General features: G+C 62.8%; 13 protein-coding genes and 1 pseudogene. 11 read left to right on the forward strand and 3 right to left on the reverse strand.

Features of this window, described 5'->3' with window-relative positions; all coding sequences use genetic code 11:
• Together VQ045_RS20200 and VQ045_RS20205 are read left to right on the forward strand one after the other, a co-directional pair.
• Positions 1-208 (forward strand): hypothetical protein (locus tag VQ045_RS20200; RefSeq protein ID WP_331831402.1); only part of this gene is annotated, 208 nt, incomplete at its 5' end.
• Complete coding sequence (locus VQ045_RS20205; protein WP_331831397.1) at positions 111-1,544, forward strand: hypothetical protein; 1,434 nt, start codon at positions 111-113, stop codon at positions 1,542-1,544. The genes VQ045_RS20200 and VQ045_RS20205, both read left to right, overlap by 98 nt.
• A 10-nt stretch (positions 1,545-1,554) precedes the next feature.
• On the opposite strand, the pseudogene VQ045_RS22105 reads toward VQ045_RS20205, so the two are convergent.
• Positions 1,555-4,291: pseudogene (locus VQ045_RS22105) on the reverse strand (ATP-dependent helicase).
• 109 nt (positions 4,292-4,400) lie between these two features.
• Between VQ045_RS22105 and VQ045_RS20225 the strand changes: the two are divergent.
• From VQ045_RS20225 to VQ045_RS20240, 4 genes are all read left to right on the forward strand, one after another.
• Positions 4,401-5,297, forward strand: a complete 897-nt coding sequence (locus VQ045_RS20225; protein WP_331831398.1) for a dienelactone hydrolase family protein — start codon at positions 4,401-4,403, stop codon at positions 5,295-5,297.
• 230 nt (positions 5,298-5,527) lie between these two features.
• Entirely contained in the window at positions 5,528-6,004 is a 477-nt protein-coding gene (locus VQ045_RS20230) for a chemotaxis protein CheW (protein WP_442872879.1), read from the forward strand.
• A 449-nt stretch (positions 6,005-6,453) separates the two neighbouring features.
• Positions 6,454-8,250, forward strand: a complete 1,797-nt coding sequence (locus VQ045_RS20235; protein WP_331831399.1) for a methyl-accepting chemotaxis protein — start codon at positions 6,454-6,456, stop codon at positions 8,248-8,250.
• On the forward strand, positions 8,250-8,720 hold the full coding sequence (locus VQ045_RS20240; RefSeq protein ID WP_327622973.1) for a chemotaxis protein CheW: 471 nt from the start codon (positions 8,250-8,252) through the stop codon (positions 8,718-8,720). Before VQ045_RS20235 ends, VQ045_RS20240 begins: the two co-directional genes overlap by 1 nt.
• Before the next feature lie 82 nt (positions 8,721-8,802).
• Here the strand turns inward: VQ045_RS20240 and VQ045_RS20245 are convergent, their stop codons facing one another.
• Positions 8,803-9,228, reverse strand: coding sequence for a MerR family transcriptional regulator (locus VQ045_RS20245; RefSeq protein WP_327622974.1), 426 nt, complete (start codon positions 9,226-9,228; stop codon positions 8,803-8,805).
• A 77-nt stretch (positions 9,229-9,305) separates the two neighbouring features.
• Here VQ045_RS20245 and VQ045_RS20250 point away from each other — a divergent pair, with 77 nt between their 5' ends.
• The 5 genes from VQ045_RS20250 to VQ045_RS20270 are packed head-to-tail and all read left to right on the forward strand — an operon-like array spanning position 9,306 to position 11,876.
• Positions 9,306-9,704 carry a mercuric transporter MerT family protein gene (locus VQ045_RS20250; RefSeq protein ID WP_327622975.1) on the forward strand — a complete coding sequence of 133 codons (399 nt, stop codon included), beginning with the start codon at positions 9,306-9,308 and terminating at the stop codon, positions 9,702-9,704.
• A gap of 10 nt (positions 9,705-9,714) precedes the next feature.
• Positions 9,715-10,050 (forward strand): heavy-metal-associated domain-containing protein, encoded by a 336-nt coding sequence (locus VQ045_RS20255; RefSeq protein ID WP_327622976.1) that lies wholly within the window; start codon positions 9,715-9,717, stop codon positions 10,048-10,050.
• 6 nt (positions 10,051-10,056) lie between these two features.
• Positions 10,057-10,275: a mercury resistance system transport protein MerF gene (gene merF, locus VQ045_RS20260; protein ID WP_206454502.1), complete on the forward strand. Its 219-nt coding sequence runs from the start codon at positions 10,057-10,059 to the stop codon at positions 10,273-10,275.
• On the forward strand, positions 10,275-10,499 hold the full coding sequence (locus tag VQ045_RS20265) for a GDCCVxC domain-containing (seleno)protein (RefSeq protein WP_327622977.1): 225 nt from the start codon (positions 10,275-10,277) through the stop codon (positions 10,497-10,499). The genes merF and VQ045_RS20265 overlap by 1 nt, the downstream gene beginning before the upstream one ends.
• Before the next feature lie 9 nt (positions 10,500-10,508).
• On the forward strand, positions 10,509-11,876 hold the full coding sequence (locus tag VQ045_RS20270) for a dihydrolipoyl dehydrogenase family protein (RefSeq protein ID WP_331831400.1): 1,368 nt from the start codon (positions 10,509-10,511) through the stop codon (positions 11,874-11,876).
• Positions 11,877-11,895: 19 nt separating this feature from the next.
• Here the strand turns inward: VQ045_RS20270 and VQ045_RS20275 are convergent, their stop codons facing one another.
• Entirely contained in the window at positions 11,896-12,834 is a 939-nt protein-coding gene (locus tag VQ045_RS20275) for a hypothetical protein (protein ID WP_331831401.1), read from the reverse strand.
• Positions 12,835-13,071 lie beyond the last annotated feature (237 nt).

Consider the following 13,071-nt stretch of genomic DNA (forward strand, 5'->3'; position numbering starts at 1 on the left):
TCGCCCACTGCTGCGCAGCTTGGAACAAGCTCGTCGATCAGCCCTGGAAAATCACGTCCATCGGAATGCGAGATTGGGCGCATGGGTCTTGATCAGCGCCCGTTGGTATTATGTCGCGTTTTTCTCGGTATTTCAAAATTGGCCAAGAGCAGGCCGCATTCGATTTTATCGACATATCTACATCGGAGGACTTGCCAGTCTTCGTTGACCCGTACGCCATAGAAATTCGCGATGACGAATGGGCGAACGAAACGTCTATTTACATCAAAACGTTCTTTGCTCATTTACTCAAGCAGTTACGAGATGGTCAGCTTACGTCAGCTTTCCATATGATGAGTCATCTAACAGAACCGCAAGAAACTTTCCTGGGTGTTTCCGCCGGACTTCCGCAGGGTCGAGGAGTCGGATCGGGGCAATCTAAACAGATCATTTCCGCGCTACGAAAAAGTCGAGCATTCCAAACCGGTATGTTACAAGATATATCCGAGCTCGAACTTTATGTTGAGGGTATAGGCCCAGACAAAATTTCTGACCTAACGACAAATATTATTCGCCAGCCGCTTTACGAATACACCTTACGTCAATGCGACCTTTACAATATTCCTACAGAAAAATATGCTAGCCCCCCGATTTGGGTGCCTGACAAGCTTGCATGGGAGTCGCGGTACATTGATTTACCATATGTTTCTGGATTGCCCGTCTTATTAATTCCTAAAGATATTGCAAGAATAAGAATATCAATTAATAGTCAAGAATTTTATAATAAGCATATGATTGAATTTTTGAAAGCTGAATATGAGAGGGCAAGTGATTCTCTGTGTATTACGCTTAAAGATGGGCGGAAGCGAGCCTATAAAAAGGACGTTAAGGATCGACATCCTTTCATTAAAGATGAACTAGCTGCATTCATAAGTGAAAACCCTAAAGTTTTAGAACTTTATAAATCAATTAAAGGTGCCGCGGGACCTCTGGATAACGAAGCTTTCGATGAAAAGTTTTCCGCAATCTCCTTTTGTCGAGATCTGACAACAGCGCTTGAAGACATACCGCCCGGCAGGAAGGATGCAGACAGATATCACAAACTTATGATGGCAACACTGAACTACACTCTCTATCCAAGCGGAACCAACCCAAGGGTGGAATGGGAAATTAATGAGGGTCGAAAGCGCATAGATATAGTTTATACAAATGCAGCAAAATCTGGCTTTTTCGAGCGAATGCGGAACGATCCCCATATACAATCACGTCAAATAATTGTCGAATGTAAAAACTACACTTCTGATATTGCGAACGAAGAATTTGATCAATTATCTGGGCGCTTTGACTCTAGGACTCGCGGAAGACTCGGGATTTTGACATGCAGAACAGTCGACGATATTGGGCGCATCAAAAAGCGTTGCAAAGATGTTGCATCAGCAGGAAATGGATATATTATTGTGCTGACTGACAAAGATATCACTCATATGCTGAGCTTAATTTCTAGTTTGCAGGGAGAAAAAATTGACAATTTTTTGGGTTTAAAATTTGAACAGATATTAGCATAAAGTCGCACCCTCACACCCCTTCCACAAACCCCTCCAGCACGCGTTTCTGGCCGGCCTTGTCGAAGTCGACAGTAAGCTTGTTGCCCTCGACGCTCGCGACGGTGCCGTTGCCGAATTTCTGGTGGAAGACCCGGTCGCCGCTGGCAAAGCGGCTGTCCTCGGCGATGACGGATTTCGCCACCAGTTCGCCCTCGATCTCGCGCGGGCCGCCCTTTTTGGCCGAGGCGTAGAGGCCGAACCCCTGTTTCGGCGGCTGGTTGTGCCCCCTGCCCCCGTGGGCGCCAGACCGCGCATTCGACCCGGCGCCGCCGCCATAGTCGATCTGCCGCGTGCGGCCGCCGGACCAGCCGTCGCCGCCCGAACTGCCTTTGCCCCCGGCAAAGCCGGCATTCGCCGCCTGAGCCCGGCGCCAGCCCGGCGTCTGGTAGGCGTTTTCCTGGAAGGCTGCGGCGCCGTCCCAGCGCGAGGCGCCATAGCCGCCATATTGGCTGGTGTTGGCTTCCATCACCTCGACATGCGCCTCGGGCAGTTCGTCGAGAAAGCGCGAGGGGATGGTCGACTGCCACAGGCCGTGAATGCGGCGGTTGGAGACGAACCAGATCTTGGCCCGGCGCTTGGCGCGGGTGATGCCGACATAGGCGAGCCGGCGCTCTTCCTCCAGGCCCGAGCGGCCGCCCTCGTCCAGCGCGCGCTGATGGGGAAACAGCCCCTCCTCCCAGCCGGGCAGGAAGACGGTCTCGAATTCCAGCCCTTTGGCCGCGTGCAGCGTCATGATCGAGACGGCATCGAGATCGGCGTTCTGCTCGGTGTCCATGACGAGGGCGACGTGTTCGAGGAAGGAGGCGAGCCCCTCGTACTCCTCCATCGAGCGGATCAGCTCCTTCAGGTTTTCCAGCCGCCCCGGTGCCTCGGCAGAGCGGTCGGCCTGCCACATCGCCGTGTAACCGGATTCCTCCAGGATCTGCTCGGCCAACTCGGTGTGCTTGGTGGAATCCAGCAGCTCGGCCCAGCGGACAAGGTCGGTGACGACTCGGCGCAGCGCGTTGCGCGGCTTCGGCTTCAGCTCCTCGGTCTCGACCATTTCGCCGGCCGCCGCGATCAGCGGGATTTCGCGGGAGCGGGCGTAGTCGTGCAGCAAGCGGATGGTGGCATCGCCGAGGCCGCGCTTCGGCGTGTTGACGATGCGCTCGAAGGCCAGATCGTCGGCGGGCTGAACGACGCAGCGGAAATAGGCCAGCGCGTCGCGCACCTCCATGCGCTCGTAAAAGCGCGGGCCGCCAATCACCCGGTAGTTGAGGCCCATGGTGACGAAGCGGTCCTCGAAGGTCCGCATCTGGAAGGAGGCGCGGACCAGGATCGCCATGTCGTTGAGGTCGTGATTGTCGCGGCGCTGCAGATCCTCGATCGACTCGCCGATGGCGCGCGCCTCCTCCTCCGAATCCCAGCCGGCATTGACCTCGACCTTCTGGTGCTCGGGGTCGGAAAAGTCGGTGAACAGCGTCTTGCCAAGCCGGTCCTCATTATGGGCGATGAGGTGGGAGGCGGCGCCGAGGATGTGGGCGGTGGACCGGTAGTTGCGTTCCAGCCGGATGACGGTGGCGCCGGGAAAGTCTTTGTCGAAGCGTAGGATGTTGTCGACCTCGGCGCCACGCCAGCCATAGATCGACTGGTCGTCGTCGCCCACACAGCAGATGTTGATCTGCTGCTTCTGGTTTTCGCTCACGGCCGAGCGCTCGCTTCGCTCGCTGGCCTGCGCAGGCGCGGCCTGACCGGCCGACGGGCGGTCGCTCTCGCGGCCTTCGGCCGGGGCGCGTGTCTCTGCAATCGCGGTGNTCGCTGGCCTGCGCAGGCGCGGCCTGACCGGCCGACGGGCGGTCGCTCTCGCGGCCTTCGGCCGGGGCGCGTGTCTCTGCAATCGCGGTGGAATCCCGCCGCGTCGGCCTTTGCGCCAGGAGCCGCAGCCAGAGATATTGCGCGACATTGGTGTCCTGATACTCGTCGACCAGGATGTAGCGGAAGCGCTTGTGATATTCGGCGAGGACATCCGGATGGGCGCGGAAAATCGCGATCGGATGCAGCAAGAGATCGCCGAAATCGCAGGCGTTGAGCGATTTCAGCCGCGCCTGATAGGCGGCGTAGAGCTCGCGGCCCTTGCCATTGGCGAAGGCGCGGGCGTCGCCCTCGGGAATGTCCTTCGGGGTCAGGCCCTTGTTCTTCCAGGAATCCAGCATCTGCGCGAAGCCGCGCGCCGGCCAGCGCTTGTCGTCGAGGTTCTCCGCCTGGATCAGTTGTTTGATCAGCCGGATCTGGTCGTCGGTGTCGAGGATGGTGAAGTTGGATTTCAGCCCGACCAGTTCGGCATGGCGGCGCAGGATCTTGACGCCGATCGAGTGGAAGGTGCCGAGCCAGGGCATGCCCTCGACCTGTTCGCCGACCAAAAGGCCGACGCGGTTCTTCATCTCGCGCGCCGCCTTGTTGGTGAAGGTGACGGCGAGAATCTGCGACGGATAGGCGCGGCCGGTAGCCAGGATATGGGCGATGCGCGTCGTCAGTACCCGCGTCTTGCCGGTGCCGGCGCCGGCCAGAACCAGAACGGGACCCTCGGTGGTCTCGACGGCGGCGCGCTGCTCGGCGTTGAGGCCGGCGAGATAGTCGGGCGCGCGGGAGCCACGGGCGGCCATGGCGCGGGCCGCGATGGAGCCGGCCCGGGGAGCGGCGGGGCCGGAAAGATCATGGGAATCGGTCATCGCCCGCAATGTAATGGTTCGGGCGCGGAACACTAGGGGAACGCGGTCGCCTTGCGGGCAGAGGCGACCGCGTTAGTATTCCCAATGATGGAGCATGGGAGCAAGCGCAATGACCGACGAAACACCCCGCACGCCGAAGATCACCCAGGCGATGATCGACGTCTATGACGAATACACGCATCTGACACTGGACCGGCGCGGCTTCATGGCCAAGCTGACGGCGCTTGCCGGCTCGGCGACGGCGGCGGCCGCGATCGCGCCGCTGATCGGCGCGTCCAAGGCCAGCGCCCAGATCGTCGCCCCGCAGGATGAGCGGGTGACGACCGTGTGGGCGCAATTCCCTGCCGCCGGCGCGGAGATGAAGGCCTATGTCGCCAAGCCGACCGACGCCGAGGGACCGCTGCCCGGAGTCCTCGTCATCCACGAGAACCGCGGCCTCAACGCCCATATCGAGGACGTCGCGCGACGGCTGGCGCTGGAGGGCTTCGTCGCCGTCGCGCCGGACTTCCTGTCGGCCGATGGCGGCACGCCGGCGGACGAGGACAAGGCGCGCGAGATGATCGGCGCGCTCGACGGCGCCAAGACGGTGGAGAGCGCCGTCGCGGCGCGCGAATGGGCGGCGAAGGAAGCGGGGACTACCGGACAAGTCGGCGCCGTCGGCTTTTGCTGGGGCGGCGGGCTGGTCAACAGCCTGGCGGTCGCGGATCCCGAACTTAGCGCCGGCGTCGCCTATTACGGCCGCCAGCCGGACGCGGCCGAGGTCGACAAGATCAAGGCGCCCATGCTTCTGCACTATGCCGGGCTCGACGAGCGCATCAATGCCGGCATCGACGCCTATCGGACGGCGCTGGAGGCCGCCGGGGTGGAGCACGAGATCGTCGTCCATGAGGGCGTCAACCACGCCTTCAACAACGACACATCGGCGGCGCGCTACGACAAGGCGGCGGCGGACAGCGCCTGGGAGCAGACGGTCGCGTTCCTGAAGCAGCACCTCGGCGGCGGTTGATTCCGCCGCGTTCCGGCTACCGCACGATCGCCAACAAGGGACCGACACGCGCCATCCAACCGTCCGAATGCGCGGACGAGCGCCGTATGGCGCGCGACCGGGCGAGATATCGTGGCGTCGTTTACAGAATTTTAACCCTCGTCCGCCGCCAGATTATTAATCTGGATGCCGTTTAGTCACCACATCGAATTCGTCGCTCGGCCAAACCTTGCCGCGACGCGTGGATGAGGATGGCGATGAAGACCCCGGACTATCACGATGGCGGCCCTGTGGAGGTCGTCGCCTTCCGTGTCAACGAGCAAGAATTCTGCGTCCGCACGATTTCGGTGCGCGAAATCCGGGGGTGGTCGCAATCGACCCCCTTGCCCAATTCCTCGCCCGACATCCTGGGCATGATCAATCTGCGCGGGACGGTCATTCCCGTGGTCAGCATGGCGCAGAAGCTCGGCATGACCGCCGCGCCGCCGAATCCTCGCAGCGCCATTGTCGTCGTCGAGGTTCAAGACACGATTCTGGGCCTGCTCGTGGACGGTCTCTCCGACCTCCTGACCTTCGACGGCTCCACTATCCAGCCGGTTCCGGAAATGACCGGCGGCTACGACAAGAGCTATACCGAAGGCATCATCGCGCACGCCGACGGCATGATCTGCTTCCTCAACCTCGACCACATGTTTCCAGACGTCGCAAAATTGGCCGCCGCGGCGTAATGCCGCAAGGGGAGCCGGGGGCCGCCGCCAACTAACGGCGGCACCTTCGGTGTTCGCCCTCGGCCCTCGCTCGAGATACCAACGCCACGATCAAGTGGCAGGCGCGAATTCCGGTTATTTCAGAGCTCGTTACGCGAAACGCGACAAAGGCATTTCAGGTTTGCATAGAGTCCCATGGGGCCGCGCGCCGGCAATAACAATTATCATCCGTACTCTTTTTACATCGCACCTTCCTCACCGATGCGTGATGCAAATACTTACGAATGAAATCAGTTGTTAACAGATAGCCGTCTAACAACCCCATCAAGCTCGCTTGCCGGATGCCAAGCGTATGCCTGAGCGTCGCGAAAGCGTGCCCGGCTGTCCGACGAGCGACGCGCCTTCATATTGGCGCGAGTTCAATTGGGTCCGACCGGAAAGTCGGCAGTGAGGGTGAGGAGATAGGTTTGATGGGTATTCTACCGGCAGGATTTGGGAGTGGCGATTCAAAGGCCATTCTCGCGGCGCTCAGCAAGTCGCTCGCAACGATCGAGTTCAAGCCGGATGGCACGATCATCACGGCCAATGAGAACTTCTGCAGCGCGATCGGCTACGACGTCAGTGAGATCGCCGGACGGCATCATTCGATGTTCGTCGAACCGGCCTACGCCCAGAGCGCCGAATACAAGGAGTTCTGGGCCAAGCTCGGACGCGGCGAATTCGATGCGCGCGAATACAAGCGCTTCGGCAAGGGCGGCAAGGAAATCTGGATCCAGGCCACCTATAATCCGATCCTCGGTGCCGGCGGGAAGGTTCAAAAAGTCCTCAAGATCGCGACGGACATTACCGCCGCCAAGCTGGTTTCGGCCGAAAATTCCGGCAAACTCGATGCCATCGGTCGGGCGCAGGCGGTGATCGAGTTCACCGTCGACGGCAAGATCCTCACCGCGAACGACAATTTCCTGAACGCCCTCGGATATGGGCTTGCCGAGGTCGTCGGTCGGCATCATTCGATGTTCGTCGAACCGGCCTATGCCCAATCAGCAGAGTATCGCAACTTCTGGACCCGTCTCGGCGGCGGCGAGTTTGTGTCCGAGGAATTCAAGCGGATCGGCAAGGGCGGCAAGGAAATCTGGATCCAGGCGTCCTACAACCCGATCTTCGACATGAGCGGCAAGGTGATGAAGGTGGTCAAGTTCGCGACCGACATTACCGGGCGCGTCGAAGCCGTCAACGAGCTCGCCAACGGACTCGGCCGGATGGCCGATGGCGACGTGCGTCAGCGCATCACTCGACCCTTCATTCCGGCCCTCGACAAATTGCGCGAGGACTTCAACGAGTCCGTCGGCACTTTGGAGGCGGCCCTGCAGAAGGTTGGAGAGAATGCGTCCGCCATTCATAGCGCCAGCGCCGAAATCCAGACCGCGTCCGACGATCTGGCGAAGCGGACGGAACAGCAGGCTGCGTCCGTCGAGGAGACCGCCGCCGCGATCGAAGAGATGACGGCGACCGTGAAGAGTTCCACCGAGCGGGCCGAAGGGGCCGGGCAACTGGTCACCCAGACCAGGGCGGGAGCGGAGAAGTCCGGCGAGGTCGTGCGGCGTGCCGTCGCCGCAATGGGCGAAATCGAGGCCTCGTCCGGCCAGATCGTCAACATCATCGGGGTGATCGACGAGATCGCCTTCCAAACCAATCTCCTGGCTCTCAACGCTGGGGTGGAGGCGGCGCGCGCCGGCGAAGCCGGCCGGGGCTTCGCGGTCGTCGCCCAGGAAGTGCGCGAACTCGCCCAGCGCTCGGCGAAAGCGGCGAAGGAGATCAAGAGTCTGATCAACACCTCGGGCGAGAACGTCAAGCTGGGTGTGGGGCTGGTCGGCGAGACGGGTGCCGCGCTCGAGACCATCGTCAGCGAGGTGAAGGAGATCGACCAGCACGTCACGGCGATCGTCGAGGCCGCGCGCGAACAAATGGTCGGGCTTCAGGAGATCAACAAGGCCGTCGCTTCGATCGACCAGGGCACGCAGCAGAACGCCAGCATGGTGGAGGAGTCCTCCGCGGCCTGTCACGGTCTCAGCCAGCAAGCCGCGGCCTTGACCGAACTGTTGGGCCATTTCGACCTCAGCGACGAACGGCAGGGAGCGCAGCCCGCCGGCCGAAAAGTCACGAGGATGCCGGATTCTCCAGCCCGGCAGCTCGTCGGGAAAGTCTCCCGCGCCTTCGCGACCAATGGCAACGCGGCAGTCGACGCCAACACATGGGAGGAATTTTGATGGCTCCCGACATCGGAGAGGACGGCGGACCGCTCGAAATCGTCGCCTTCCGCATCAACGAGCAGGAGTTTTGCGTCCGGACCATCTCGGTCCGCGAAATCCGAGGGTGGTCGCAATCGACTCCCTTGCCGAACTCCCCGCCGGACATCCTGGGCTTGATCAACCTGCGCGGCACCATCATTCCGGTGGTCAGCATGGCCCGCAAGCTCGGAATGACCGCCACGGACCCCAATCCGCGCAGCGCCATAGTGGTGGTCGAGGTTCAAGGCAAGACGCTCGGCCTTTTGGTCGACCGCCTGTCCGACATCATGACCGTCGATCATTCCAGCATCCAGCCCGTCCCCGAAATGAGCGGAGCTTACGAGAAGAGCTACGCCCAGGGGATCATCGCGCACTCGGACGGCATGATCTGCTTCCTCAACCTCGAACAGATGTTTCCGCAGGCCGTCGCGCTCGCGGAAGCGGCGTAACGCGAAACAATCCAGGAGGCCGGGCGCACACCCATGCGACCGGCCTTTCGCCGAACACTTATCTCCTGTGCCAGCACGGCGATCAGCGGTTGCCGGAATCCAGCAGCGTATCCAGGATCGGGCAATCGGGCACATTGCCGCCCTCGCATTCCGCCGAGACCGCCACGAGCGTACGCTCCAGGCGCTCAAGGTCGGCGATCTTGGCGCGGATGCCGTCGATATGGCGACGGGTCAGCGCCAGAACCTCGCCGCACGTCGTGTCGCGCGCATCGGTGAGACCCAGCAATCCCCGCAATTCCTCGATCGAGAAGCCGAGTTCGCGGCCGCGCAGGATGAAGCCGAGCCGCGCCTGATCATCCGGCGCATAGAGCCGGTGACCGCCCTCTGAGCGGTCCGGAACGCCGAGCAACCCGATTTTCTCGTAGTAACGGATCGTCTCGCTGTTGCAGCTCATGCGCTTGGCCAGTTCGCCGCGCTTGAGCACCGCTCTCGCAGCCGTGATCGCCATAGCGGAAAAAACCTCTTGAACCTGTAGTCGCTACAGACCGTAGATGTTGGTCCACCCGAAAGCGAGGGCCAATCGACATGAGCGACACAGCAGCCGAGATCGGACGAAAAGACGCACGACCGGCCGCCCCGGAGCGGCGCGAGGCGTGGTTCGCGGGCGGCGGTGTCGTCGGCGCGGTGCTCGCCTCGTCCTGCTGCATCGCGCCGCTGGTTCTGGTCACGCTGGGGATCAGCGGAGCCTGGATCGGCAATCTGACGGCGCTGACCCCCTACCAGCCGTATTTCGTCGCCCTGACGCTGGTGTTTCTCGGGCTCGGGTTCTGGCAGGTCTATTTCCGGCCGAAAGCGGCCTGCGCGGTCGGCGCCGCCTGCGCCCGCCCCATTGCCTCGCTGATCACGCAAAGCGCCCTTTGGATCGCCACCGTCCTGGTCATCCTGTCGATGACCAACGCCTGGTGGGCGCCGTTATTCTATTAGGAGACCACGCATGAAACGCCTGTCGACCCTTTCCCTGGCCGCTGCGATGCTGAGCGTCGTCGGACTTGGCGCGGCCCTGCTTGCCCCGGCGGCGATCGCGCAAACGCAGACGGAAGCCGCCCCGGCGCTTCAGACCCAAACCTTCACGATCGCAAACATGACCTGCCCGACCTGTCCGATCACCGTCAAACTGGCGATGAGCGGGCTCGACGGCGTTACTTCGGTCGCGGTCGATCTCGACGCCCAGACGGCCACGGTGGTGTTCGATCCGGCGATAGTCACGCCGGGCGACCTCGCCGAAGCCTCGACCAACGCCGGCTACCCGGCCAAAATCACCGGAAGCTGATCCGTCATGAAAGACAGGACGCTTCTCAAGACCGGCATTGTCGGCTCGGTGATCGCGGCGATCTGCTGCTTCACTCCGGCGCTGGTGATCCTCTTCGCCTTCGCCGGGGTCTCCGCCTGGCTGGCCTTCGCCGACTATGTGCTGTTTCCGCTGCTGTTCCTGTTTGTCGGCATCACCGCCTACGCCCTCCTGCTACGCCACCGCCACAAGAAAGCCGCCTGCTGATGGAACCTCGCTCCACCCTCACCTGCCCGCAATGCGGACACCAGGAAACCGAAACCATGCCGACCGACGCCTGCCAGTTCTTTTATGACTGCAAGGGCTGTGGCGCGCTGCTCAGGCCGAATGCCGGGGATTGCTGCGTCTATTGCTCCTTCGGCAGCGTGCCCTGTCCGCCGATCCAGGAAGCGCGGGCGAGCGGCGAAACCGCCGCCTGCTGCGCGAGCTAGAGTTAGCCCATGACCCAGAATTTCGACCTCATCGTGCTCGGCGTCGGCATGGCCGCCGTCAGCGCCGCCAACAAATGCGCCGCCGCCGGCTGGTCGGTCGCCGTCGTCGACGAACTGCCCTATGGCGGCACCTGCGCACTGCGCGGCTGCGACCCGAAGAAGATGCTGCGCCGGGGCGCCGAGATCATCGACGCGGCGCGACTGATGCGCGGCAAGGGCGTCGAAGCCGGCGACCTTAAGATCGACTGGGCCGATCTGATGGCGTTCAAGCGCAGCTTTACCGACGCGATGCCGGACAAGATCGAGGGCGGTCTCGACAAGAACGGCGTCAGCACGTTTCACGGCCCGGCGCGGTTCCTGAACGACAACACGATAGAGATTGGGGGCGAAATCGGTGGCGAGACCCGGCTGCAGGGCCGCCACATCCTGATCGCCACCGGCGCCGAGCCCCGGCCGCTGGAATTTCCGGGCGCCGAACACGTCATCGACAGCACGGCGTTTCTGGAGCTGGAAACGCTGCCGCGCCGCATCGTCTTCGTCGGCGGCGGCTACATCTCCTTCGAGTTCGCCCATATCGCGGCGCGGGCCGGCAGCGCGGTCCAGATCGTCCAGCGGGGCGAACGGCCGCTGAAGGGTTTTGACCCCGACCTCGTCGACAGACTGGTCGCGCGCGGCCGTGAGGCGGGCGTCGCCGTCACCACCATGACGGACCTCACATCGGTGGAACGGAGCGGCGACGGCTACACCGTCCATGCCGAGACCGACGGCAAGCCCACGACATTCGCCGCCGATCTCGTCGTCCACGGCGCCGGCCGCGTGGCGGCGATCGACCGGCTCGACCTTGCTGCGGCGGGGGTCGAGGCGAGCGAGGCCGGCATCCGCGTCGACCGGCATCTCAAAAGCGTTTCCAACCCGGCGGTCTTTGCCGCGGGCGATGCCGCCGACACGGACGGCCCACCGCTGACGCCGGTGGCGGTCGCCGAGGGCAAGGTCGCCGCATCGAACATGCTGAAGGGCGATCACGCCACCGTCGATTATCGCGGCGTACCGAGCGTCGTCTTCACGATTCCCGAGCTTGCCCGGGTCGGCATGCTGGAATCGGAGGCACGGGAGCAAGGCCGCAATGTCCGCGTGGCCTTCAACGACACCAGCAGCTGGTACTCCAATCTGCGGGTCGGCGAGACCCATGCCGCCACCAAGATCCTGATCGACGCCGACAGCGACGAGATTCTCGGCGCGCATCTGCTCGGGCCGGAATATGCCGAGATCGTCAATTTCTGCGGCCTCGCCATGCGGCTGGGACTGAAGACCCGCGACCTCAAATCGATGATCGCCGCCTACCCGTCCGTCGGCTCAGACCTCGGCTCGATGCTGTAGTGCGCCTCCCGGCGCGCGCCTATCCACGCGGGGCGAAATAGCGGGTGGCGCCGTCCTCGCCGGTGCCGGTGCGGGCAAGGCCGAGTTCGGCGAGATTGCGCAGCACCTCCTCGACATTCGCCAGCTTCTTTTTCGTCGCCTTGCCGGCGAAGGCAGCGGCGAGCTGGTTGGGCAGGACCGGCTCGGGGGCGCGCGCCAGCGCATCGCGCACGAGGCGGATCTGCTCGAAGGCGTCGGCTGGTAGCGCCGGCGGTTTGGCGCCGGCCGCCACCACCGCGATTTCGGCCTCGATCTGCGTCGCGGCGGCCGGCTCGGCGACCTTGTGACCGAGTTTGGGGATCTGGTAGTCCGGCCGCAGCCAGCGGACATAGCCGCGCTTTTCCTCGGCCTGACGCTCCAGATTGAGCGCGACGAGACGGCTCAAAAGCTCCTCCTCGGCGGCCTCCTGGTCCTCGCTCTTGAATGGCGAGGGCATCGTGGCGCCGGGCCGGCCGACGAGGCGATCGCCAAGATCCTCCCAGCCATAGGCGGCGAAGACGGCGCGGTCGATGTCGTCGTGGATCTCCTTCAGGACGGCGATCAGCCCGGCATCGTAGATGGCGCGTTCCGCCTCGCTCAGCGGCGGAACGGCGACGGGCTCGGCGGTTGCGCTCGGTTCTTCTCCCCGCCGGGCAGAAGGTGGCGCCGCAGGCGCCGGATGGGGCGTCGTGCCACCAGCGCCTTGTCCCTCACCCGGTTCGCTTCGCGAACCACCCTCTCCCCCGAGGGGAGAGGAATGGGCGCCCGTCCTCCCGGCCCATTCCAGTGCGCGGACGCGCTCCAGCACATTGTACAGGCCGGTCATGGTCAGGAAGTCGTGCTCGGCGAGGCGCTCTTTGCGGAAGGCATCGAGCCGCTCGCCCAGCTCGGCGAGATGCGCGCGGCGCGCGGCATCGCCGGCCTCCTCCGGCCCGCGCAAGGCGGGCGGCACATCGGCGACGCAGGCCGGAAAGGGGAAAGGGTTGAAGGTGTCCGTGTGCTGGTAGGTTGGCCGATCTTCCAGAAACCCTCCACTCGCGAGCGCGAAAATGATATGTACTCTTGAGCTAAGAGTCGGTCCGGAAAGTTGTTCAATTTGAACAAAGCCTTCGCAGCATTAGGCGGATAGACGCCAGTTTGAGGAATGCGAGCGCGTTGCGCGACAGGTTCTCGAAAT

Source organism: Aurantimonas sp. E1-2-R+4 (genome assembly GCF_036549515.1).
In the GTDB taxonomy this organism is placed as follows: domain Bacteria; phylum Pseudomonadota; class Alphaproteobacteria; order Rhizobiales; family Rhizobiaceae; genus Aurantimonas; species Aurantimonas coralicida_A.